The following is a 23,909-nucleotide window of genomic DNA, read 5'->3' on the forward strand; positions in this document are numbered from 1 at the left end:
CACAACGGGTAACGCGGGAACATATTTGCGCGTATCTCCCGCGCGGCGCTTAACGCAAAAAAATTAACTAATTGATTTTAAAGCACTTTTAAAAGTTGGCACGGCTTCTGCTATCTCTATGGCATAACAAGAATAAAAAGCGCCAAACCTAATAAAAATAAGACGAAACGACTCTGACATAACAAAAACAACACGGCAGAGACGCAGCTAACAGATTTTTTTGGAGAAGATGTGCTTTGCAGGGTACGGCTTGCCGAAACCCGCAACCGGTTAGAGAAAAATAAAACTACCTCAGGTAGCTACCCACTGGTTGGATCGCGTACGACGAAGCAGATCAGCGCTCAAAAAAATACGTTTGCTCTTGACCCCGCATGGGGGTCGCCAAAAACAGCGGTAAAGGGTCACGGCTGCCAAAAACAACAATAGGCCGCCCCTCAATAATAAAAAAAGAGCACGCAACGACAAATTAAAGGGGACCTCCGGGTCCCCTTTGTGCTTTCTGGGGTTTATCCCTGCCCTCCCCCCAGTTCTTCGACCGATATCTCGCGCATGCGAAATTTCTGGATCTTGCCCGTTACCGTCATCGGGAACTCATCCACGAACTTGAAATACCGGGGCGTCTTGAAATGGGCGATACGCCCCTTGCACCAGGTTTGCAGTTCCAGCTCATTGCTCGTCTGGCCGGGATGACATTTGATCCACGCGACGATTTCTTCGCCGTAACGCTCATCGGGAATGCCGACAACCTGCACGTCGGCCACCGCTGGGTGAGTGAAAAAGAACTCTTCCAATTCCCGTGGGTACACGTTTTCGCCGCCCCGGATGATCATGTCCTTGTTGCGCCCGGCAATGCAGACGTAACCCTGTTCATCCATGGTTGCCAGGTCGCCGGTGTGCATCCAGCCCGCCTCGTCGATGGCCTCGCGGGTGCCCTCGGGGTTGTTCCAGTAACCGAGCATCACGCTGTAGCCGCGGGTGCACAGTTCGCCGATCTGGCCACGGGCTACGGTGTTACCCGCCTCGTCGATGATCTTGTTTTCCAATTGCGGCTGGGTGCGGCCGACGGTGGTGACCCGACGCTCCAGGTCGTCGGTGGCGCCGGTCTGCAACGACACTGGGCTGGTTTCGGTCATGCCGTAGGCGATCTGCACTTCATTCATGTGCAGTTCACTTATGACCCGGCGCATCACTTCGATAGGGCACGTCGCGCCGGCCATGATGCCGGTGCGCAGGCTGGACAGGTCGAATTCAGGGCGTCGCGGGTGATCGAGCAAGGCGATGAACATGGTGGGCACGCCGTACAGGCCGGTGGCGCGCTCTTCGGCGACGGCGGCGAGGGTCAACAGCGGGTCGAAGCCGTCATTGGGGTAGATCATGGTGGTGCCGTGGGTGATACAGCCCAGGTTGCCCATCACCATGGCGAAGCAGTGATACAGCGGCACCGGGATCACCAGGCGATCCTGCGCAGTCAGGCCCAGGCTTTCGCCGACCATATACCCGTTGTTGAGAATGTTGTGATGACTGAGGGTCGCTCCCTTGGGGAAGCCGGTGGTGCCGGAGGTGTACTGGATGTTCACGGGTTGGTCGAAGTGCAGGCTGGCCTGGCGGCTGTAGAGCTGTTCCGGCGCAATGCCTGCGCCAAGCGCCGCCAACTGCGACCAAGGCATAAAGCCCGGCGGCGGGCTGGGATTGAGGCTGATCAGGCCGCGCACGTCAGGCTGCAACGCTTGCAACATGGCGTGGTAATCGGAGGTCTTGAACGACCCGGCACACACCAGCCATTGGCAGCCGGACTGCTTGAGCACGTACTCCAGCTCACTGCTGCGATACGCCGGGTTGATGTTGACCAGAATCACGCCGAGTTTGGCGCTGGCGATTTGGCTGATGCACCATTCGGCACAATTGGGCGCCCAGATGCCCAGGCGATCACCCGCCTGCATTCCCAGAGCCAGGAACGCACGGGCGTGCAGTTCAACCGTCTCGGCCAGTTGCCGCCACGTGTAGCGACGCTGCTGATGGCGCACGACAAGGGCCTCGCCATCGGGGTACAGCGCAACGGTGCGATCGAAGGCCTGGCCAATGGTCATGGCCAGTAGAGGCTTATTCTGGGAGCCACAGCTATAGCTCTGATTCGGTTGATCCATAACGACCCCTGTTGTCTTTTTTGTAGGTTGACGTAAACGTAAACTACGATTGACAGCGCCGTAACGCAAGCTTACGTTAACGTAAAGGTGAGCGCCCTTCCCTGGCACCTCGCCCACACAACAACAACGCTGACATTAAGGTGCCTGTCCATGAGTTACCCGTCCCTGAACTTCGCCCTCGGCGAAACCATCGACATGCTGCGCGACCAGGTGCAGTCCTTCGTGGCCAAGGAAGTCGCGCCCCGCGCGGCTCAGATCGACAGTGACAATCTGTTTCCCGCCGACCTGTGGCGCAAATTCGGCGATATGGGCCTCTTGGGCATCACCGTGGCAGAAGAATACGGCGGCGCCGGCCTGGGTTACCTGGCCCACGTGGTGACGATGGAAGAGATTAGTCGCGGTTCGGCCTCGGTCGCCTTGTCCTACGGCGCCCACTCCAACCTGTGCGTGAACCAGATCAATCGCAACGGCAACCACCAACAGAAGCTCAAATACCTGCCCCAACTGATCAGCGGCGAACACGTCGGCGCCCTGGCCATGAGCGAACCGACCGCCGGCTCCGATGTGGTCTCGATGAAACTGCGCGCCGACAAACGTGGCGACCGCTATGTGCTCAACGGCAGCAAGACCTGGATCACCAACGGTCCCGACGCCAACACCTACGTGATCTACGCCAAGACCGACCTGGAAAAGGGCCCCCATGGCATCACCGCGTTCATCGTCGAGCGCGACTGGAAAGGTTTCAGCCGCAGCAAAAAATTCGACAAGCTGGGCATGCGCGGTTCCAACACCTGCGAGCTGTTTTTCGATGACGTGGAGGTGCCCGAAGAAAACATCCTTGGCGTACTCAATGGCGGTGTGAAAGTTCTCATGAGCGGCCTCGACTACGAACGCGTGGTGCTCTCCGGCGGCCCTACCGGGATCATGCAGGCCTGCATGGACCTGATCGTGCCGTATATCCACGACCGCAAGCAGTTCGGCCAGAGCATCGGCGAATTCCAGCTGATCCAGGGCAAGGTGGCCGACATGTACACCCAGCTCAACGCCAGCCGTGCCTACCTGTACGCGGTGGCCCAGGCCTGCGAGCGCGGCGAAACCACGCGCAAGGACGCTGCCGGGGTGATCCTCTACAGCGCCGAGCGCGCCACGCAAATGGCCCTCGACGCCATCCAGATTCTGGGCGGCAATGGCTACATCAACGAATTCCCCGCCGGGCGCCTGCTGCGCGACGCCAAGCTGTATGAAATCGGCGCCGGCACCAGTGAAATCCGGCGGATGCTGATCGGCCGCGAACTGTTCAATGAAACGAAATGAATTTCGCAGCTGCCAGTGATCAGCTGCACGCTGCAAGTCGGGGCGACGCGCTCACTTGCAGCTCAAGGCTTGAAGCTTGTAGCGCTTACGGAGTAAGCCATGCCTTTACACACCCAACTCAACCCGCGCTCGGCGGAATTCGCCGCCAACAGCGCGGCGATGCGCCAACAGGTCGATGCCCTGCACACCCTGCTCGCACACGTGCAGCAAGGCGGCGGTGCCAAGGCCCAGGAGCGGCATACCTCGCGGGGCAAACTGTTGCCGCGTGAGCGCATCAATCGCCTGCTTGATCCGGGCTCGCCGTTTCTTGAACTCAGCCAACTGGCCGCCCATCAGGTGTATGGCGAAGACGTGCCCGCTGCCGGCGTGATTGCCGGGATCGGTCGGGTGGAAGGCGTTGAATGCATGATCGTCGCCAACGACGCCACGGTGAAAGGCGGCTCTTATTACCCCCTCACCGTCAAAAAACACCTGCGCGCCCAGACCATCGCCGAGCAGAACCGCCTGCCGTGCATCTACCTGGTGGATTCCGGCGGCGCCAACCTGCCGCGTCAGGACGAAGTGTTCCCCGACCGTGAGCACTTCGGGCGGATCTTCTTCAACCAGGCCAACATGAGCGCCAAGGGCATCCCCCAGATCGCCGTCGTCATGGGCTCGTGCACCGCAGGCGGCGCCTATGTGCCGGCCATGGCCGACGAAGCGATCATGGTGCGCCAACAGGCCACTATCTTCCTTGCCGGCCCACCGCTGGTGAAGGCGGCGACCGGTGAAGTGGTCAGCGCCGAAGAACTGGGCGGCGCCGATGTGCACTGCAGGATCTCCGGCGTGGCCGACCACTACGCCGACAGCGATGAACACGCCCTGGCCCTGGCGCGGCGCAGCGTGGCCAACCTCAACTGGCGCAAGCAGGGTGAGTTGATGCAGCGCGTTCCGGTGCCACCGCTGTACAGCGCCGAGGAGTTATACGGCGTGATCCCGGCCGACGCCAAGCAGCCCTTCGATGTGCGCGAGGTCATCGCACGGCTGGTGGACGGTTCGGTGTTCGATGAGTTCAAGGCGCTGTTCGGCACCAGCCTGGTGTGTGGCTTTGCGCACCTGCATGGCTACCCGATTGCGATCCTGGCCAACAACGGCATTTTGTTTGCCGAAGCGGCGCAGAAAGGCGCGCACTTTATCGAGCTGGCCTGCCAGCGTGGTATTCCGCTGCTGTTCCTGCAAAACATCACCGGTTTTATGGTCGGCCAGAAATACGAAGCCGGCGGCATCGCCAAGCACGGCGCCAAGCTAGTCACCGCCGTGGCCTGCGCCAAGGTGCCAAAGTTCACGGTGATCATCGGCGGCAGTTTCGGTGCCGGTAACTACGGCATGTGCGGTCGCGCCTATGACCCGCGCTTCTTATGGATGTGGCCCAACGCCCGCATCGGCGTGATGGGCGCCGAACAGGCCGCCGGCGTGCTGGTGCAGGTCAAGCGCGAGCAGGCCGAGCGAGCCGGTAACGCCTTCAGTGCCGAGGAAGAGGCCGCGATCAAACAGCCGATCCTCGAGCAGTATGAAACCCAGGGCCACCCCTACTATTCCAGCGCTCGCCTGTGGGACGACGGGGTGATCGACCCGCTCCAGACCCGTGATGTGCTGGCCCTGGCCCTGTCTGCCGCACTGAACGCCCCCATCGAGCCGAGCCGCTTCGGCGTGTTCCGCATGTAAACGGAGCTGTCCCCCATGAACGATTTCAACACCCTCGAACTGATCACCGACAGCCGTGGTTTTGCCACCCTGTGGCTCAGTCGTGAAGCCAAGAACAACGCCTTCAACGCCGAAATGATCCGTGAGCTGATCCTTGCCCTCGACCAGGTGCAAGGCGATGCGTCCCTGCGCTTTCTGGTGCTGCGAGGGCGCGGCAAGCACTTCAGCGCCGGTGCCGACCTGGCCTGGATGCAGCAATCGGCCGAGCTGGATTACCACACCAACCTCGACGACGCCCGTGAGCTGGCCGAGCTGATGTACAACCTGGCCAAGCTGAAAATTCCCACGCTGGCCGTCGTGCAAGGTGCCGCCTACGGTGGCGCATTGGGCCTGATCAGTTGCTGCGACATGGCCATCGGCGCCGACGACGCGCAATTCTGTCTGTCGGAAGTACGCATCGGCCTGGCACCGGCAGTGATCAGCCCGTTCGTGGTGCAGGCCATCGGCGAACGTGCGGCGCGGCGCTATGCACTGACCGCCGAACGCTTCGGTGGCCAGCGTGCGCGGGAGATCGGCCTGCTGGCGGAGAGCTATCCAGCGAGCGAGTTGGACGCCCAGGTGGAACACTGGGCTGCCAATCTGTTGCAGAACAGTCCGGCGGCGATGCGCGCCAGTAAAGACCTGCTGCGCGAAGTCGGCAACGGAGCCCTCACACCGGCCCTGCGCCGCTACTGCGAAAATGCCATTGCGCGGATTCGGGTCAGTCCCGAAGGCCAGGAGGGCCTTAGAGCCTTCCTGCAAAAACGTACGCCCGGTTGGCAGTCGCAGGAGCCGCGTTCATGAGCACATTGAGTCGTGTACTGGTGGCCAACCGTGGCGAAATCGCCTGCCGCGTCATGCGCACCGCCAAGGCCATGGGCCTGACCACGGTGGCCGTGCACAGCGCCATTGACCGCGACGCGCGACACTGTCGCGAGGCGGATATCCGCGTCGACCTGGGTGGCAGCAAGGCCGCCGAGAGCTACCTGCAAATCGACAAAATCATCGCCGCCGCACAGGCCAGTGGCGCCCAGGCGATTCATCCAGGCTACGGCTTCCTGTCGGAAAACGCCGGGTTCGCACGTGCGATAGAAGCCGCCGGGTTGATTTTCCTCGGCCCACCTGCCTCGGCCATCGACGCCATGGGCAGCAAGTCTGCCGCCAAGGCCTTGATGGAGACCGCCGGTGTGCCCCTGGTGCCCGGTTATCACGGCGAGGCCCAGGACCTGGAAACTTTCCAGGAAGCCTGCACGCGTATCGGCTACCCGGTGCTGCTCAAGGCCACGGCCGGTGGCGGCGGCAAGGGTATGAAGGTGGTCGAGCACGTCGATCAACTCGCCGATGCCCTGGCTTCGGCGCAACGAGAGGCACTGTCGTCGTTTGGCAATGGGCAAATGCTGGTGGAAAAGTACCTGCTCAAGCCGCGCCATGTGGAGATCCAGGTGTTTGCCGATCAGCAGGGACATTGCCTGTACCTCAATGAGCGCGATTGCTCGATTCAACGGCGCCATCAAAAGGTCGTCGAGGAAGCGCCGGCGCCGGGGTTGAGTGTTGAACAACGCAAGGCCATGGGTGAAGCCGCCGTGCGTGCGGCACAGGCGATCGGCTACGTGGGCGCGGGCACCGTGGAGTTTTTGCTGGACGCCCGCGGCGAATTTTTCTTCATGGAAATGAACACGCGGTTGCAAGTTGAACACCCGGTCACCGAGGCCATCACCGGTCTGGACCTGGTGGCCTGGCAGATTCGCGTGGCCCAGGGCGAAGCGCTGCCGATCACCCAGGAACAGGTGCCACTGATCGGCCATGCAATTGAAGTGCGCCTGTACGCCGAAGACCCGGCCCATGATTTCCTGCCCGCCACCGGGCACCTGACGGTGTACCGCGAATCCGCTGCCGGCCCGGGGCGCCGGGTGGACAGCGGGGTCGAGCAAGGCGACAGCGTCTCGCCCTTCTACGACCCGATGCTCGGCAAGCTGATTGCCTGGGGTGAGGACCGGGAACAGGCGCGGCTGCGCTTGCTGAGCATGCTCGATGAATTTGCCGTCGGCGGGCTGAAGACCAACCTGGGGTTCCTGCGGCGCATCGTCGGGCACCCGGCGTTTGCGGCCGCGCAACTGGATACCGGGTTTATCCCGCGTTATCAGGATGAGCTGCTGCCCGCGCCCGGTGAGTTGAGCGATGAATTCTGGCAGGCGGCGGCTTCTGCATTTATGCAGAGCCTGCCGACAGGTGACGGGCCGTGGGCGGATACGCGTGGCTTTCGCGCGGGCCTGCCCGCCGAGGTGTCGCTGCACTTGAGTTGCAACGGGCAAGATCGAATGGTGACAGTGGCGGGTGATACCGCCCGGTTACACGGCGATCAGTTGTCGGTCGAGCACCAGGGCGTACGTCGATCACACCTGGCCGTGCGTCGCGAGGGCTCGGTGTTCTTGCGCTGGGACGGCGAGATGCACGGCGTGAGCCTGTTCGACCCGATCGCAGCGGTCGAGGCCAACCAGTCTCACCAGGGTGGTCTGACGGCCCCCATGAACGGCAGCATCGTCAGAGTGTTGGTGGAGGTGGGCCAGCCGGTCGACGCCGGCACGCAACTGGTGGTGCTGGAGGCGATGAAGATGGAACACAGCATTCGCGCGCCCCACGCCGGTGTGGTCAAGGCGCTGTTCTGCCAGGAAGGAGAAATGGTCGCCGAAGGTTGCGCGCTGGTCGAACTCGAAACGGCGGACTAGAACTTCGCCGTCGCCTGCACGGCAACGCCGAGGATGCGGCAATCATCGGTAAACAGTTGTTTCGGGTAAGTGGGGTTGAGCGGCACCAGATAAAGCTGGCCGCTCTCTTCCAGCAACTGGCGAAACGTTGCGTGAGCGCTGTTGGCCCATTGGGCAACCACCAGTTTGCCGGGTTCGGCAGTGATAGCCGGGTCCACCAGGATCATCATGCCCGCCGCAATGCTCAGGCCGCTGGGCGCGGTCATCGCATCGCCCGTCACCGGCAGCCAGAAGGCATCGCCTTGGGCGTGATAATCCGTCAGTTCAAAACGCGCGGCGCCATAGGCCGCGCGCTCTTCACGGATTTCGCACAGGCCCTTCCAGTCACTGACCGGGTAGCGATAGTACGGGTTGTACTGAGTTGCCGGGGGCGATGCCTGAGAGGTCTTTTCGCGCACCTCCTGCACCACCTCCAGGTAGCCCAAGCCCAGTTCTTCCAGCACCCGGTTCATATCCGCCAGACTCGGCACGCGGCGCTTGTTGAGCCAATGCCCTACGCCGCCCTGGGACATGCCCAAGCGTTCAGCCAATTCACCCTGCGTGACCTTACGGTCCTTCATGTTGGCCTTGACCAACGCTATCCAGTTATCCATGGGGCACGACAATACTTCAGGGATTTTTCAGGGCAATAAACAGTTTGTAGTAATCCACGAAACGACATAAATACGATACGTACTATCATCAGGCAGAAGGTTTTCGATACCCACCCAGAGTAGCGCCCCTTATGACGACGAGCCCATGCCTCCTGCCTGACACCCCTGAAAACAACGACGTGCACGCGTTGTGCAGCAGCGGCGCTGCCAAACGCGCGTTGGACTTTTACTTGAAAGAAGAGATGTCGGCGTCAGCGTCGGACGAGATTTTTTTCACCCTCAAACCTGGCATCAGCCCGGAGGAAGCCCTGGTGCACGCCTCGGACCTGTTACGCAGCGCGGCGGCCACCGCCTACGAGTCAGCGAGCAGCCATCAGGGCAATCACCGCGACCTGGCATTTTCAGTGGTGTATTTGATTGATATGGCGAAGGCGATGGTGGAGCGGTCGTTGCAGACGACGCAGCATCAGGCGAGCGCCTGAGCAAAATATTTCTATCAGACAGATAAAAACATTTGACTTGCAAATGATAATGATTATTATTGGACCCAGCTGATCGCGAGATCAGTCGATAGACCAAGAGACCTTAGGTCGGACTCTTGGAATATCTCCTCATCAGGCTAATCACGGTTTTTGACCCGGCTCTTTGGCCGGGTCTTTTTTTTGCCAGTTTCCCTGGCATGGCTTCAGGCTAATGAAGACTGTGTGTTGCGTGATGGCGCGCATGGTAGCAAAAGACCATCGCTGAAAGAAGAGCAGTCGAGCGCTCTGCCCCGCATCTCCGGGAAATAGCACTTGAGAATCAATCTCATGGGTTCTAAGCTGCGGCGGCGTCATGGACGACGCCCCCTTCCCGCGTGCAACAATTTTGCGTCCAGCTGTTACTCGACTCCTGTGTAATATAGCCGCCACAACACTCATATTCAGGCAACCAGACTATGACCGTGGCCTTGACCTCCATCAAGATCAGTACCGACTTCGACAGCGGCAACATCCAGGTGCTCGACGCCAGCAATGCCTATCAGTTGCTGCTGGCCATCAAACCCGACACCCGCAGCCCGCATTTCCAATGGTTTCACTTCAAGGCCGAAGGCATGCATGTGGGCCACACCCATACCTTTCGCCTCAGCAACGCGGGCGGTTCTTCGTACAGCAACGCCTGGAGCGGCTACAAAGCAGTAGCGTCGTATGACCATATCAACTGGTTCCGAGTGCCGACGCTGTTTGACGGTGACATCCTGCACATCAGCCTCGAAACCCGCGAAAAACATGCCTGGTTAGCCTACTTCGAACCTTACAGCCGTGCGCGTCACGACTGGCTGATCGAACAGGCGCTCAAATACGCCGGCACCCAATTGCTGGCCACCGGCAAAAGTGTCGAAGGGCGTGATATCCAACTGCTGCGCCGTGGCAAGGGCGGCGAAGGCCGCCGCAACATCTGGATCATTGCCCAGCAACACCCCGGCGAGCACATGGCCGAGTGGTTTATGGAAGGCATCATCGAACGCCTGCAACAGGACGGCGATGCCGAGATGAAAAAGCTCCTGGCGGTAGCCGATCTGTACCTGGTGCCGAACATGAACCCCGACGGTGCCTTCCATGGCCACTTGCGCACCAATGCGGCAGGCCAGGACCTCAACCGCGCCTGGCAGAGCGCCAGCCAGGCCGTAAGTCCGGAAGTGCTGTTCGTGCAGCAGCAGATGGAACAGTACGGTGTCGACCTGTTCCTCGATATCCATGGCGACGAAGAAATCCCCTACGTGTTCGCCGCCGCCTGCGAGGGCAACCCTGGCTACACGCCGCGCATCGCCGCGCTGGAAACACACTTCCGCCGCCACTTGAGCACCTTGACCCGCGACTTCCAGACCACTCACGGCTACACCCGCGACTTGCCGGGTGAAGCCAATATGACCCTGGCCTGCAACGCCGTCGGCCAGAAGTACGACTGCTTGTCCCTGACCCTGGAAATGCCGTTCAAGGACAACGACGACGCTCCCAACCTTAAAACCGGCTGGTCTGGTGAACGCTCCAGGCAGTTGGGCAAGGACGTGCTGAGTACCGTGGCCGATATCGTCAAGGTCCTGCGCTGACCGCCCTGCCCTCATCCGGCATCAGTCCTTGGTGCCGGTCATGCTCTGCAACACACCATCACGCCGAATCAAGCCATGGAACAAGGCCGCCGCCAGGTGCACCAGCACCGTGAAAAACAGCAGGTACGCCAAAAACCCATGGGCCTTGCGCAAGAGCGCAAACAACGGCGCGTCAGCACCCACCAGGGCCGGCAACTGCACCGAGGAGCTGAGCATCACCGGGTCACCCGCGGCCGAAATCATCGCCCAGCCCAGTAACGGCAACACCAACATCAACCCGTAAAGCAGCACATGAGACGCCTTCGCCGCCAGCACTTGCCAGCGTGGCAAGTCGGCGGGCAACGGCGGCTGGCGCGTAGAAAAACGTACCACCAGACGCACGATCACCAACGCCAGAATCGCGATCCCCAGCGGCTTGTGCAGGTGGATCAGCCATTCATGCCGTTCAGACACCGACGCGGCCAGACCTGCGCCGATAAACAGCATGGCAATGATCATCAGCGCCATCAGCCAATGCAGCAGGCGCGCCAAGGGGGCGAAAAACCGTGGTTGAGCCTTCATGGCTTCGACTCCTGAGGGGCACGGTGCAACGGGCCGACTTCACCGGCACGACGCAAATAGGAACTGGCATACGCCGCCGAACGGGCAGCCAGCAGCGGGTCATTGGAGGCTTCGATGCCGCTGGGCAGAATCAGCGGGTCGAAATTGATGTCTCGGCAATCACCGTCGGCCTGGGGCTGGCTGCTCTGCAGCACGAGGGTGCCGGCGTTCAGCACCTTGTGCTCCCCCGTCCAGGTCTTGCTCGCATCGTCGAGCGGGTCGCCGGGGTTGGCCAGGGTCATGTTCAACTGCCAACGCAGGGGCCCCGCCGCCAGGCGCTGCACCAAGTCCTTTTCCAGAAAGTCGGCGCCGGACGGTGCGGTGTCGCCCGCCGCATCCTGGCTCTGGGGCGCCACAGCCCAGCGCACGGCCTGGCGTTTGCCTTCGGCACTGACCAGATAGAACGCGTTGATGCCGTTATAGGTTTCGGTGGCATAGCTGGCCGACGGCTTGGCGGTCTTGACCCACGCCAGGAACGGCGCCGTTTCCGGATGCGCGGCAAAAAACGCCGGCATGCTCGCAGGGTTCTGCTTGCCGGTGGCCGGGTCCGGTGCGCCAGCCTTGAGCAACTGATAGAACGCCTCGGGCGTGCCCACCGGGAACACCGGCATGCTGTTCATCCCCGTACGCCATTGCTGGCCGTTTGCCTGGCTGAACTGCACGGCAAAACTGCGGATCGGCACGCTGCTGTCGGGCGCATACGGGTTACCGCTGGGCAAGGCAAACCGGCCGATCAACGGGGTTCTGGCCTCGCTGAACATCTGGGCGCTGGAATACCCACGGACGTCGGGGCTGCTTTCGAAGTAGCCCGCCACGCAGACACCTTTGGCATGGTTACGCCGAAAACCCGGATGCACGCCGTTGTTGGTCTCCAGCGCATTGACCAAAGTTTTAGGACGCAGGCGTTGTGGGTCGAGGGTACCGTTGACGTAGGCAAATGCCCCCGCCAAACCCGCGACCACGGCACCAATAACGGCAAGGCGCACAATCAGGCTCGTTGTACTGAGCGGGGGACGGGGCGGTGATGAGTGATCTACCATAAACATACTCCAGGGCCACGGGCCTTAGGGGGTCAAACAGAAGGTCGGAGCATTGAGACGAACGCCGAACGCCCCTATTCCCTGGCCGCGGATTTATTTTCCAGGGTCTGGAATAACCTCCCGCGCCGGGCGTCTCTCTAGTCCCAGCGTAGTGACCAGCCAGATACCCCATGCATGAACTCGACGAACTGTTACGTGAACTCATCCCCAGGCTGCGGCGTTTTGCCGTGTCCCTGACCCGTAACGCCAGCAGCGCCGATGACTTGGTGCAGGCCACTCTGGAACGGGCGATCACCCGCTGGGCCGACAAACGGCCGGAAGGTGATCTGCGGGCGTGGCTGTTCTCGATTCTTTACCGGCAGTTCCTTGATGCTCATCGGCGCACCCGGCGCTATGCGCGCATGCTGGAGTTCTTCACCGGCCGCGAGGACGCGCAACCCTCAGTGGAGCGCACGGTGATCGCCCAGTCGACCCTGCAAGCTTTCGATCAACTCAGCACCGAACAGCGCGCGTTGCTGCTGTGGGTGTCAGTGGAAGGCTTGAGCTACAAGGAAGTCGCGGAAATACTCGATGTACCGCTTGGCACCGTGATGTCACGCCTGTCCCGCGCGCGCCAAGCCTTGCGCCTACTCAGCGATGGCGAAATTACCAGCCCTTCTCTGCGGATACTCAAATGATCAGCCTGCCCCCCAGCGAACGCGACCTGCATGCTTATGTCGATCACCAACTCCTGGAGAGCGATCGGCGCATCCTCGAAACATGGCTGGCCGCCCACCCCGATGCGGCGGCTCAGGTGAGCGCCTGGCAGCAGGATGCCCAGTTGCTGCGCGCCTCATTGAGCGGCGCCCTGCACCAGCCGGCCAACCCAAACCTGGACCCGACGCGGGTTCGCCAGCGCCTCAAGCACCAATCGCGTCGTCACGTCGCCAGCGCGGCGGTGCTGCTGATTGCCGTGAGCCTGGGCGGCGTCGGCGGCTGGCATGCACGCCAAGCCACGCAACCACCGATGCTGCCGATGGCCGATGCAATGCAAGCGTTCCGCCTGTTCGCCCAGGACGGCATCATGCCCGCCGATTACAACGCCCAGGACAGCGGCACCATGCAGGCCTGGCTCGACCGCTACTTCAAGCAGGCCCGCCGCCTGCCGGACTTGAGCCAAGCAGGCTTCAAGCCGGTCAGCGGGCGTCTGCTCACCACCGATCAAGGCGCCGCCGCCATGGTGCTCTATGAAGATCCGCAAGGGCGGCGCATCAGCTTCTACATCCGCCCACCGGGTCCGGACAACGGTTTTCTGCCCCGTGGCGAGCGCACGGCCGATGGCTTGCAGGCGCGCTATTGGTCCGCAGACGGCTACAACTATGCGGTGGTCGGTCCTGTGAACCAGGCGTCTGCATCGATGCTCACGTTTTAGAAACTGCAGCGAGCACCACGGCAAGGGCCGGCGCCCCATGACTGTTCGAGATCGCCTGCGGCGCCCTTCTCTATTGGTCAAATCATGACAGGCGACCTAAAGTAAGCGACCACCGCACCACAGAGTGACTTCCATTGGCCGTGTTTCCCCTGATCCGTCGCTTGCTCGGCAAACAAACCGCTCCACACGACGACTCGCCGATCCAGATGTTCTTTCAGCGCAAGGCCCGGCAACAGGATTACACCCTCAGTGCGGGCCAAGCCGCGGCAATCGCCGCCATGGCGCGCGAGGCCCGACACCTGCTCACCGGTCAACCCACCCGCAGCCTGTATTTGCATGGTCCGGTGGGGCGCGGCAAAAGCTGGCTGCTCGACGGTTTCTTCCAGGCGTTGCCCATGGCCGAGAAACAACGGGTGCACTTCCACGGTTTTTTCGCGCGGTTGCACCGGGGGATGTTCAAGCACCAGGCCGCGGACGATGCGCTGGCCGTGACCCTCGATGAGCTGCTCGCGGGCTGCCGGGTGCTGTGTTTCGATGAGTTCCACGTGCACGATATCGGCGATGCCATGCTGATCACGCGGCTGTTCAAGGCACTGTTCCAGCGCGGCGTGCTGGTGCTGGTCACCTCCAACTACCCGCCGGAAGGCCTGCTGCCCAACCCGCTGTACCACGAACGCTTCAAGCCGGTGATCGACTTGATCGCGGCGCGCATGGACGTGCTGGAAGTCAGCTCGCCCCAGGACTTTCGCAGCCTGCCCCAGGCCCATGCCGCGCAACGCTTTACCAGCGGACACTACCTGTGGCCGGGCAGCGCGGACCAGCGTGCGGCACTCGGGCTGCCCGCCATGGACGTCGCAGCGCTCACCCTGGCCGTGGGCAATCGGCAGTTGATCTGCCGCTACCATCAGGCGCGCACTGTGGCCTTCACGTTCAGCGACCTGTGCGAGCAACTCACCGCCGTCATGGACTACCTGCTGCTGTGCGAGGAGTTCGACCATTGGATCATCGACGGCCTGCCGCACCTGGCAGAGTGCCCAATTGCGGTACAGCAACGTTTTATCAACCTGGTGGACGTGCTCTACGACAAGGACAAGCGCCTGACGCTGATCGGTGAACAACCGCTGGCACTGGCGATGAGCGGCGAGGCCATCGACCTCGCGCGCACCGTCAGCCGGCTGAACCAATTGCAACACACCACCCCGCAACCGACGCCCGACCCGGTATCATGAGCGCCTTTTTACGCCCCTAGCCGAGTGATCGCGCCGTTCATGCATACCCTTGCCCAACTCAAGGCCGGCCAATTGGCCGGCATCACGCGCCTGGACCTGTCCTGCGGGCTCACCGAGTTTCCCCGGGAAATCTTCGAACTGGCCGACTCCCTGGAAATCCTCAACCTCAGCGGCAATGCCCTGAACAGCCTGCCCGACGACCTGCACCGCCTGCCGCACTTGCGCGTACTGTTCTGCTCCGACAACGCCTTTACCGAACTGCCGGCGTGCCTGGGGCAGTGCGCGCAGTTGAGCATGATCGGCTTCAAGGCCAACCGCATCAGTCACGTGCCCGCCGCCGCCCTGCCGCCGTTGCTGCGTTGGTTGATCCTCACCGACAACTGCATCAGCCAATTACCCGGCGAATTGGGCCAGCGTCCACGCCTGCAAAAACTGATGCTGGCCGGCAACCAACTGACGGTGCTGCCGCAGAGCCTGGCCCAGTGTCACAACCTTGAATTGCTGCGCATCGCCGCCAACCGTTTCACCCACCTGCCGGCGTGGCTGCTGGCGCTGCCGAACCTGACGTGGCTGGCCTATGCCGGTAACCCGGTGGAAATGGCGGTCGAGGTGGCGGCGAACGACACAACGCCGAATATTTCCTGGGCGGAACTGGAACTGGCCGAAGTGCTGGGCGAAGGTGCCTCGGGAGTCATTCACAAGGCGCTTTGGACACCACAAGCATTGCCCGTCGCCGTCAAGCTCTACAAAGGCACCATCACCAGCGACGGCTCGCCGCTGCACGAGATGCAGGCCTGCATCGCAGCAGGCTTGCACCCCAACCTGATCAACGTCCAGGGCCGCGTCGTTGGCCACCCCGATGGCCAGGCGGCCCTGGTGATGGACCTGATCGACCCCAGCTACCGCAACCTCGCGGCCCTGCCCAGTCTGGCCTCGTGCAGCCGCGACATCTACGAGCCCACTGCGCGTTTCAGCGCACAAGTGGCCTTGCGCATGGCCAGGGGGATCGCCTCGGTGGCCGCGCACTTACACCGGCGCGGCATCACCCATGGCGACCTGTACGGCCACAATATTCTGTGGAATGAAGCGGGCGATTGCCTGTTGGGGGACTTCGGCGCGGCGTCGTTCCACGCCTTGGCGGACACCTCTGAAACCCGGGCATTGCAGCGTATTGAAGTGCGGGCGTTCGGGGTGTTATTGCGGGAGTTGCTGGAACGTGTTGAGGCGCCGGTGAGCGACGCACTGGTCGCGCTGCAGACACGCTGCTGTCAGCCCGATGTGCTGGCGCGACCAGGGTTCGACGAAATCGAAAACCTCCTGAACGCTGTGCAACAGGACTGACCCGATGGGGGGAGCGTGCCCGTTCCCCCCATCGGGCCTAGTCAGTGATCCATCAGCCGGCCAGGCCGACGAACATATCCTGAACGTCGTCATGGTTGTCCAGGCCTTCCAGGAAGGCTTCGACTTCAGCCATCTGCTCATCGGTCAAACCGCTGACCGGGTTTTTCGCGATGTAGCCCAGCTTGGCCGACAGCACGGTGAAGCCTTGCTCCGGCAGTGCTTTCTGTACCGCGTCCAGGTCGGTGGTTTCGGTGATGAACAGGCTGGTGCCTTCTTCTTCACCTTCTTCGAAATCCTGGGCGCCGGCTTCGATGGCAGCCATTTCCGGGTCCGCGTCCGGGGTGTCCGGCGAGGCTTCGATCAGGCCGACGTGGTTGAAGTCCCAGGCGACGGAACCGGAGGCACCCAGTTGGCCCTTGCGGAACGCCACGCGAATTTCCGCCACGGTCCGGTTGATGTTGTCGGTCACGCACTCAACGATCAGCGGCACCTGGTGCGGGGCAAAGCCTTCGTAGGTCACGCGGTGGTACTGCACGGTCTCACCGAGCAGACCGGCGCCCTTCTTGATCGCGCGTTCCAGGGTTTCCTTGGGCATCGAGGCCTTTTTGGCCTGTTCCACCACCAGACGCAAGTGGGCGTTGGTCGCGGTGTCGGCGCCGTTGCGGGCGGCGATGGTGATTTCTTTCACCAGCTTGCCGAAGATCTTGCCCTTGGCATTGGATGCCGCTTCTTTATGTTTGACTTTCCACTGTGCGCCCATGACTCACTCTCTGATATCCATAGCGCCGAGACGTCTACTGGCCGGCGCTTTGGGGGCAGAGTTTATAGCGCAAAAACACTCTAATCCACCAAAAAACCGGCCAGCCGCGCCACGCCCGCAAGGGGTCGCCGGTGACGCCATCAGGCCAACTCGAAGAACGCCTGAATCAAGCGCAGTGAACGCCGCCGCTCCAGGCAGCCGAGCAGATGCCGGTTCAGCAACCCATCGCCCTGGATCGGCAGCGCTTGCACACGCGGGTCCTGGCTGAGCTCCATCGACGACACCACGCCGACCCCCAATTGCGCGGCAACCGCTTCGGTCACCGCCTCGCGGCTGTCCAATTCCAAGAGCACCCTGGGCTGCACACCGGCCACCAGACAAGCGTTATCAAAGGTGCGCCGGGTGATCGAACCGGGCTCACGCAGCACCATGATCACGTCGTTGAGCTGATCCAGGCTGATGCCCTCGCCCCACTGCGCCCACGCATGGTCAGCGGGTACCAGGGCACAGATCCGCGACTCACCCAACGCCTGCAAATGCAGGCCATTGCGCGGTTCCACCTCCGTGAGTACCGCCACATCCGCATGCTCGGACAACAAGGCCGCCAGGGTTTCCTGGGCATTACCCAGTCGCAGGTTGACGGTAATGCCTGGGTAGCGCGCGCGCAGGCTGGCAATCATCGGCATGACCAGGTGCGGGCCGTCCGCCGCCACTTCCAGGCGCCCGGTGAGCAGTTGCCGGTTGGCTTCGAGCAGGGTCTGCGCCTCGTCCACCAGGCCAAAAATCGCGCGGGTGATCGCCGCCAGCCGAGCGCCTTCCTCGGTCAACTCCACACGCCGTGCGGTACGCCGCAACAACGGGATCTGGTAGTGCTCCTCCAGGGCCTTGATATGCCCGGTCACCGCCGGCTGGCTGATAAACAGACGCGCGGCGGCGCGAGTAAAGCTGCCCTCACGGGCCACCGCATCGAATGCGCGTAATTGGAACAGGTTCATAGCTATCGGCCTCACTGATAGCTCGCATAACAACAAACAATTTGATTGATAACAAGCCAAACTGCAATTTAAGCGCCGTAGCTTCACCCCCGATACCTTGCAAGGAACTGAAATGACCCCTGCCGCGCCGACCCTGCTGACCCCAGGCCCCCTGACCACGTCCAACCGCACCCGTCAGGCAATGATGGCGGACTGGGGGTCGTGGGATGACCGTTTCAACCGGCTCACCGCCAACGTCTGCGAACAGTTGCTGGCGATCCTGCACGGCGCCGACAGCCACCAATGCGTGCCTTTGCAGGGCAGCGGCACGTTCGCCGTCGAAGCGGCCATCGGCACCCTGGTCCCCCGCGATGGCAAGGTGCTGGTGCTGATCAACGGCGCCTACGGTAAGCGCCTGGCGAAGATCTGCCACGTGCTGGGTCGCGCGTTCAGCACCTTTGAAACCGCCGAAGACCAGCCCACCACTGCCGCCGACGTCGATCGCCTGCTGCACGCCGACCCGGCGATCAGCCATGTCGCGTTAATCCATTGCGAAACCAGTACCGGGATCCTTAACCCCTTGCCGCACATCGCCCATGTGGTGAAAAACCACGGAAAGCGCCTGATCATCGACGCGATGAGCTCCTTCGGCGCGCTGCCGATCGATGCCCGCCAAGTGCCGTTCGACGCGCTGATCGCCGCCTCGGGCAAGTGCCTGGAAGGCGTACCGGGCATGGGTTTCGTCTTCGCCGACAAACAGGCGCTGGCCGCCGCCCAAGGCAACTGTCATTCCCTGGCGATGGACCTGTTCGACCAGCACAGCTATATGGCCCGGACCGGCCAATGGCGTTTCACTCCGCCCACCCATGTAGTCGCGGCCCTGCACGAAGCGCTGCTGCAATACGCCGAGGAAGGCGGCCTGCCCGCACGCCATCAACGCTATGCCGACAACTGCCAGGCACTGCTGCACGGCATGGCCGAACTGGGCCTGCGCAGTTTCCTGCCGGCGGCGATCCAGGCTCCGATCATCGTCACCTTCCACGCACCACAGGACCCGCGCTACCAGTTCAAGGACTTCTACGAACGGGTCAAGGCCAAGGGATTCATTTTGTATCCAGGCAAATTGACCGAGGTGGACACCTTCCGCGTCGGCTGCATCGGCCATGTCGACGCCAACGGGATGCAGGCCGCAGTGACGGCCATCGGCCAAGTGCTGCTAGAGATGGACGTGCTGAACGTTTGACCGCCCCCCTTACCCACAGGATCTGAACCATGAACTATCAACCCCCCAATACGCTCCAGGCCGTGATCCTCGATTGGGCCGGCACCGTGGTCGACTTCGGCTCGTTTGCGCCCACGCAGATTTTTGTCGAGGCCTTCGCTGAGTTCGACGTGCAGGTCTCCATCGAAGAAGCGCGTGGCCCCATGGGCATGGGCAAATGGGATCACATCCGTACCCTCTGCAACCAGCCACAAGTCGCCGCACGCTACCGCAAGGCGTTTGGCCGCACGCCCACCGATGACGACGTGACCGCCATTTACCAGCGTTTCATGCCGTTGCAGATCGAGAAGATCGCCGAGCATTCGGCGCTGATTCCCGGCGCACTGGACACCATCGCCAGCGTGCGTGCGCAAGGCATCAAGATCGGCTCCTGCTCCGGCTACCCCAAGCAGGTGATGGACAAGGTGGTGGCGCTGGCCGCCACCAACGGCTATGTCGCCGACCACGTGGTGGCCACCGACGAAGTGCCCAACGGCCGCCCGTGGCCGGCCCAGGCCCTGGCCAACGTGATCGCGCTGGGCATTGACGACGTGGCCGCGTGCGTGAAGGTCGATGACACCGTACCGGGCATCCTCGAAGGCCGGCGCGCCGGTATGTGGACCGTGGCCCTGACCTGCTCCGGCAATGCCCTGGGCCTGACGTACGCACAATTTCGCGCCCTGGACAGCGCCACGCTGGCCCGTGAACGCCAGCGCATCGAGGCGCTGTTCGAAGGCTCAAGCCCGCATTATTTGATCGACACCATCACCGACTTGCCGCGGGTGATCGCCGACATCAACGAGCGCCTGGCCCGCGGTGAAATGCCGCAAAGCCACTGATAGAGGTCAACACAACGGTATTCGCAGCGGACAAACCGTTCAAAACAGGCATAGAGTAAAAGGACTTCGTCACCAAAGAACGGAGGTTTGCCCTGATGAATGAGGAACCGAGCGATGCCGTGGAAAAATTCCGATACGCGCTACAGCACCCTGTCGATTGCCCTGCACTGGTTGATGGTGGTGTTACTGGCGGTGGTTTACGCCTGCATTGAGTTACGCGGCCAGTTCCCCAAAGGCAGCGGCGCACGCACGCTGATCGTCGAGATGCACTTTATGCTCGGCCTCACTGTGTTTGTGCTGGTATGGCTGCGCCTGTTTGCACGCAGTCTGGGGGTTGCACCGAAGATCGTCCCGGCGCCGCCGCAGTGGCAAAGCCTGCTGGCCACGCTGACGCACGCCGCCCTGTACGCCTTGATGATCGGCATGCCGATTGCCGGCTGGCTGATCGTCAGCGCCGAGGGGCATTCGGTGTTGTTCTACGGCATCGAATTGCCGCCGCTGATTGGCGAAAACAAAGCCTTGGCCAAGCAGATCGAGGGCTGGCATGTACTGTTCGGCCAGATCGGCTATTGGTTGATCGGCCTGCATGCGCTGGCCGGTATTTTTCACCACTACGTGATGCGCGATACCACCATGCTGCGCATGATGCCGGGCAAGCGCGCTAGGCTGTAAACCCTCTGCGGCCTTGCAGGCCGCCGGTGTGAACAAAAACCAGACGCGTGCCGGGGGCGATGCGCCCGGCCTCGATCTGCTGCTTCAACGCCAGCAACGCTTTGCCGGTGTACAGCGACTCCAGCGGCAGGCCACAGGCCTGCTCGGTGGTGTCGATAAAGTCGCGCAACACCGGATCGACCTTGGCAAAGCCGCCCCGGCTGGCATCCAGCAGAACGTAGCCGCCGTGCACCAGGGCACTGACGTTTTGCGCCACACCGTGATCGTCCGGCACCGCCAGTGCGCCATACACCACACGAGCGCCCGCCTCGGCCAACGCCAGCCCGGCCAGCGTGGTGCCAGTACCCGCCGCCAGCCACCAGCCGTCGTAGTCGGCCCAACCCAGGTTACTCAATTGCCCGCGCACCTGTTCCACCAGCACCGCGCAACCCCTGGCGCCCGCCATTCCACCACCGCCTTCGGGCACCGGGTTCAACTGCGGATAAAGCTCACGCCAGGGCGCCCAAAACTCTGGCGCATGCCGCGCACGATAACCGCCATACCCCAGCCAATGCAGATGCATGCCGAACGCGTTCAGATCTTCTACGGTGGGCGTGTCTTGCTGATGGCCACGCAGCAGGCCAACGGTTTGGAAGCCAAAGCGCTTGCCCGCCGCCGCCAGGGCGTGCAGGTGGTTGGAGTGGGCGCCGCCGAGGCTGATGATCCCCGCGGCCCCCGCCTGTTGCGCCAGGGCCAGGTGTTCGGTGAGTTTGAACCACTTGTTACCGCTGATCAGCGGGTCGATGCGGTCCAGGCGCAACACCGCCAATTCGACACCTTTGAGCCAGTCCAGCGGCAGCGGTTCAAGGGGCGCGTGGGGCAGCCAGTCGAAAGGACCCATCGGGGCACATCTGCATGAAAAAAGGGGCGGTAGTCTAACACCGCCCCTTTTCGGGTTTTACAGTTCGGCCGCCAGTCGCGACCCTTGGTTGATGGCACGTTTGGCGTCCAGCTCGGCCGCCACATCGGCGCCGCCGATCAGGTGCACGTTCTGGCCCGCCGCGACCAGCCCCTCGTGCAATTCACGCAGCGGATCCTGGCCAGCGCAGATGACGATATTGTCCACCGCCAACAGCTGCGGCTCGCCGTCGGCACCGATGCGGATATGCAGGCCGTCGTCGTCAATCTTCAGGTATTCGACACTGTTAAGCATCTGCACCTGCTTGTTCTTTAAGCCGGTACGGTGGATCCAGCCGGTGGTCTTGCCCAGGCCGTCGCCGACCTTGGAAGCCTTGCGCTGCAGCAGGAACACGTCCCGCGCCGGCGCATGGCGCTCGGGCTTGATCCCGGCCACGCCGCCACGGGCCTGCAACTGGGTGTCGATGCCCCACTCCTTCCAGAACGCTTCGCGGTCCAGGCTGGTGGAGACGCCCTGATGCACGAGGAATTCCGACACGTCAAAGCCAATACCGCCGGCGCCGATCACCGCAACACGCTTGCCCACGGGTTTGCGTTCGAGGATTACATCCAGGTAGCTCAGCACCTTGGCATGCTCAATGCCCGGAATCGCCGGGGTACGCGGCGCAATGCCGGTGGCCAGGATGATCTCGTCGTACCCTCCGGCGGCCAGTTGCGCGACATCCACACGGGTGTTCAGGCACAGCTCGACGTGGGTGGTCTGCAACTTGCGGTTGAAATAACGCAGGGTTTCGAAGAACTCTTCTTTGCCCGGCACCCGCTTGGCGATGTTGAACTGGCCGCCGATTTCGCTGGCCGAATCGAACAGCGTCACCTGGTGCCCGCGCTCGGCGGCGACGGTGGCAGCGGCCAACCCGGCTGGGCCGGCGCCGACCACGGCGATTTTCTTGATCTGCTGCACGGGCAGGTAATTGAGTTCGGTCTCGTAGCACGCACGCGGGTTGACCAGACAGGTGGTCAGCTTGCCGCCGAAGGTGTGGTCCAGGCAGGCCTGGTTGCAGCCGATGCAGGTGTTGATTTCATCGGCGCGGCCGGCGGCGGCCTTGTTGACGAACTCAGGGTCGGCGAGAAACGGCCGCGCCATGGAGACCATGTCCGCGTCGCCTTCGGCCAGGATCTGCTCGGCAATTTCCGGGGTGTTGATGCGGTTGGTGGTGATCAGCGGGATCTTGACCGCACCGCGCAATTTGGCGGTGACTTTGCTGAACGCGCCGCGCGGCACTTTGGTGGCGATGGTGGGAATACGCGCTTCGTGCCAGCCGATACCGGTGTTGATAAGGGTCGCGCCCGCCTGCTCGATGGCCTTGGCCAACTGCACGATTTCTTCCCAGGTGCTGCCGCCTTCCACCAGGTCGAGCATCGACAGGCGGAAAATGATGATGAAATTCGGGCCGACGGCTTCACGCACCCGACGCACGATCTCAACGGCGAGGCGCATGCGGTTCTCGTAGCTGCCTCCCCAGCGGTCGTTACGGTGGTTGGTGTGGGCGGCAAGGAACTGGTTAATGAAGTAGCCTTCGGAACCCATGATCTCTACGCCGTCGTATTCGGCCAACTGGGCCAACAACGAGCAGGTGACAAAATCCTGTATCTGCTTTTCGATGCCCTCTTCGTCCAGCTCCTTGGGTTTGAACGGGTTGATCGGCGCCTGAATCGCGCTCGGCGCCACCTGCTTTGGGCTGTAGGCATAACGGCCGGCATGGAGGATCTGCATGCAGATTTTGCCGCCTGCCTCGTGCACTGCCTGAGTGACGACTTTGTGTTTTTGCGCTTCGGCATCGGTGGTCAGCTTGGCGGCGCCGGCGTACACCCCGCCTTCGTCATTCGGGCCAATCCCGCCGGTCACCATCAAGCCAACGCCGCCGCGGGCGCGCTCGGCAAAATAGGCGGCCATGCGCTCGAAACCACCGGGCTTTTCCTCAAGGCCTGTGTGCATCGAGCCCATCAGGGTGCGGTTGCGCAGGGTGGTGAAGCCCAGGTCCAACGGGGTCAGCAGGTGCGGGTAAGCAGCAGCGGTCATGGTACAGCTCCACAACGGATCATCACGGGACGTGGAAAGCTCGAATGGCCTGCCATCGGTTTATGTCCCACAGACTAAGAGGCGTCGCCCTACCGCTCAATGACCGAAACTCACAACTTATTGATCCAAATGCACAGCGCCCCTTGGCAAGCTGGCCCATGGGCCCTACCCTAGTCGG

The 23,909-nt window shown here is 62.2% G+C and carries 21 protein-coding genes; 13 read left to right on the plus strand and 8 right to left on the minus strand.

Annotated elements, in window-relative coordinates; translation table 11 throughout:
* Nucleotides 1–506: 506 nt before the first annotated feature.
* Entirely contained in the window at nucleotides 507–2,144 is a 1,638-nt protein-coding gene (locus tag PSH59_RS15840; protein ID WP_305393142.1) for an AMP-binding protein, read from the minus strand.
* Nucleotides 2,145–2,294: 150 nt separating this feature from the next.
* On the opposite strand from PSH59_RS15840, the gene PSH59_RS15845 reads away from it, so the two are divergent.
* The 4 genes from PSH59_RS15845 to PSH59_RS15860 all read left to right on the plus strand — a co-directional run bounded on the left by PSH59_RS15845 (nucleotide 2,295) and on the right by PSH59_RS15860 (nucleotide 7,906).
* The gene (locus tag PSH59_RS15845) at nucleotides 2,295–3,458 is read left to right on the plus strand and encodes an isovaleryl-CoA dehydrogenase (protein WP_305393143.1); all 1,164 of its coding nucleotides are present in this window, start codon (nucleotides 2,295–2,297) and stop codon (nucleotides 3,456–3,458) included.
* 99 nt (nucleotides 3,459–3,557) lie between these two features.
* The gene (locus tag PSH59_RS15850; RefSeq protein WP_305393144.1) at nucleotides 3,558–5,162 is read left to right on the plus strand and encodes a carboxyl transferase domain-containing protein; all 1,605 of its coding nucleotides are present in this window, start codon (nucleotides 3,558–3,560) and stop codon (nucleotides 5,160–5,162) included.
* 15 nt (nucleotides 5,163–5,177) lie between these two features.
* Complete coding sequence (locus PSH59_RS15855; RefSeq protein WP_305393145.1) at nucleotides 5,178–5,984, plus strand: gamma-carboxygeranoyl-CoA hydratase; 807 nt, start codon at nucleotides 5,178–5,180, stop codon at nucleotides 5,982–5,984.
* Nucleotides 5,981–7,906, plus strand: coding sequence for an acetyl/propionyl/methylcrotonyl-CoA carboxylase subunit alpha (locus PSH59_RS15860; protein ID WP_305393146.1), 1,926 nt, complete (start codon nucleotides 5,981–5,983; stop codon nucleotides 7,904–7,906). Before PSH59_RS15855 ends, PSH59_RS15860 begins: the two co-directional genes overlap by 4 nt.
* On the opposite strand, the gene PSH59_RS15865 is transcribed toward PSH59_RS15860, so the two are convergent.
* Nucleotides 7,903–8,538, minus strand: coding sequence for a LexA family transcriptional regulator (locus PSH59_RS15865; RefSeq protein ID WP_305393147.1), 636 nt, complete (start codon nucleotides 8,536–8,538; stop codon nucleotides 7,903–7,905). The genes PSH59_RS15860 and PSH59_RS15865 overlap by 4 nt on opposite strands.
* Nucleotides 8,539–8,669: 131 nt before the next feature.
* Here PSH59_RS15865 and PSH59_RS15870 point away from each other — a divergent pair, with 131 nt between their 5' ends.
* Together PSH59_RS15870 and PSH59_RS15875 are read left to right on the plus strand one after the other, a co-directional pair.
* Nucleotides 8,670–9,020, plus strand: coding sequence for a DUF3077 domain-containing protein (locus PSH59_RS15870; protein WP_248079601.1), 351 nt, complete (start codon nucleotides 8,670–8,672; stop codon nucleotides 9,018–9,020).
* Between the two features lie 455 nt (nucleotides 9,021–9,475).
* Nucleotides 9,476–10,627, plus strand: coding sequence for a M14-type cytosolic carboxypeptidase (locus PSH59_RS15875; protein WP_305393148.1), 1,152 nt, complete (start codon nucleotides 9,476–9,478; stop codon nucleotides 10,625–10,627).
* Between the two features lie 21 nt (nucleotides 10,628–10,648).
* Here PSH59_RS15875 and PSH59_RS15880 read toward each other — a convergent pair whose 3' ends face one another.
* Nucleotides 10,649–11,188, minus strand: a complete 540-nt coding sequence (locus tag PSH59_RS15880; RefSeq protein WP_305393149.1) for a cytochrome b — start codon at nucleotides 11,186–11,188, stop codon at nucleotides 10,649–10,651.
* The gene (locus tag PSH59_RS15885) at nucleotides 11,185–12,267 is read right to left on the minus strand and encodes a catalase family peroxidase (protein ID WP_305393150.1); all 1,083 of its coding nucleotides are present in this window, start codon (nucleotides 12,265–12,267) and stop codon (nucleotides 11,185–11,187) included. Before PSH59_RS15885 ends, PSH59_RS15880 begins: the two co-directional genes overlap by 4 nt.
* A gap of 170 nt (nucleotides 12,268–12,437) precedes the next feature.
* On the opposite strand from PSH59_RS15885, the gene PSH59_RS15890 reads away from it, so the two are divergent.
* The 4 genes from PSH59_RS15890 to PSH59_RS15905 all read left to right on the plus strand — a co-directional run bounded on the left by PSH59_RS15890 (nucleotide 12,438) and on the right by PSH59_RS15905 (nucleotide 16,248).
* Nucleotides 12,438–12,944, plus strand: a complete 507-nt coding sequence (locus PSH59_RS15890) for an RNA polymerase sigma factor (RefSeq protein WP_305393151.1) — start codon at nucleotides 12,438–12,440, stop codon at nucleotides 12,942–12,944.
* Nucleotides 12,941–13,678, plus strand: coding sequence for an anti-sigma factor (locus PSH59_RS15895; RefSeq protein WP_248079610.1), 738 nt, complete (start codon nucleotides 12,941–12,943; stop codon nucleotides 13,676–13,678). Before PSH59_RS15890 ends, PSH59_RS15895 begins: the two co-directional genes overlap by 4 nt.
* A 134-nt stretch (nucleotides 13,679–13,812) precedes the next feature.
* Complete coding sequence (gene zapE / locus PSH59_RS15900) at nucleotides 13,813–14,907, plus strand: cell division protein ZapE (RefSeq protein ID WP_305393152.1); 1,095 nt, start codon at nucleotides 13,813–13,815, stop codon at nucleotides 14,905–14,907.
* Between the two features lie 39 nt (nucleotides 14,908–14,946).
* Nucleotides 14,947–16,248 carry a protein kinase gene (locus tag PSH59_RS15905; RefSeq protein WP_305393153.1) on the plus strand — a complete coding sequence of 434 codons (1,302 nt, stop codon included), beginning with the start codon at nucleotides 14,947–14,949 and terminating at the stop codon, nucleotides 16,246–16,248.
* Nucleotides 16,249–16,300: 52 nt separating this feature from the next.
* On the opposite strand, the gene PSH59_RS15910 is transcribed toward PSH59_RS15905, so the two are convergent.
* Complete coding sequence (locus PSH59_RS15910; protein ID WP_248079618.1) at nucleotides 16,301–17,008, minus strand: YebC/PmpR family DNA-binding transcriptional regulator; 708 nt, start codon at nucleotides 17,006–17,008, stop codon at nucleotides 16,301–16,303.
* Between the two features lie 140 nt (nucleotides 17,009–17,148).
* Complete coding sequence (locus PSH59_RS15915) at nucleotides 17,149–18,003, minus strand: LysR substrate-binding domain-containing protein (protein WP_305393154.1); 855 nt, start codon at nucleotides 18,001–18,003, stop codon at nucleotides 17,149–17,151.
* A gap of 112 nt (nucleotides 18,004–18,115) precedes the next feature.
* Between PSH59_RS15915 and PSH59_RS15920 the strand changes: the two genes are divergently transcribed.
* From PSH59_RS15920 to PSH59_RS15930, 3 genes are all read left to right on the plus strand, one after another.
* Complete coding sequence (locus tag PSH59_RS15920; RefSeq protein WP_305393155.1) at nucleotides 18,116–19,225, plus strand: 2-aminoethylphosphonate--pyruvate transaminase; 1,110 nt, start codon at nucleotides 18,116–18,118, stop codon at nucleotides 19,223–19,225.
* Between the two features lie 29 nt (nucleotides 19,226–19,254).
* Nucleotides 19,255–20,082, plus strand: coding sequence for a phosphonoacetaldehyde hydrolase (gene phnX / locus PSH59_RS15925; protein WP_305393156.1), 828 nt, complete (start codon nucleotides 19,255–19,257; stop codon nucleotides 20,080–20,082).
* A 114-nt stretch (nucleotides 20,083–20,196) separates the two neighbouring features.
* On the plus strand, nucleotides 20,197–20,754 hold the full coding sequence (locus tag PSH59_RS15930; RefSeq protein WP_248079626.1) for a cytochrome b: 558 nt from the start codon (nucleotides 20,197–20,199) through the stop codon (nucleotides 20,752–20,754).
* Here the strand turns inward: PSH59_RS15930 and PSH59_RS15935 are convergent.
* Nucleotides 20,744–21,634, minus strand: coding sequence for a 1-aminocyclopropane-1-carboxylate deaminase/D-cysteine desulfhydrase (locus PSH59_RS15935; RefSeq protein ID WP_305393157.1), 891 nt, complete (start codon nucleotides 21,632–21,634; stop codon nucleotides 20,744–20,746). The genes PSH59_RS15930 and PSH59_RS15935 overlap by 11 nt on opposite strands.
* A 57-nt stretch (nucleotides 21,635–21,691) precedes the next feature.
* Entirely contained in the window at nucleotides 21,692–23,731 is a 2,040-nt protein-coding gene (locus PSH59_RS15940; protein ID WP_305393158.1) for an NADPH-dependent 2,4-dienoyl-CoA reductase, read from the minus strand.
* Nucleotides 23,732–23,909: the final 178 nt, after the last annotated feature.

Source organism: Pseudomonas sp. FP2309, from assembly GCF_030687575.1.
Taxonomy (GTDB): Bacteria; Pseudomonadota; Gammaproteobacteria; order Pseudomonadales; family Pseudomonadaceae; genus Aquipseudomonas.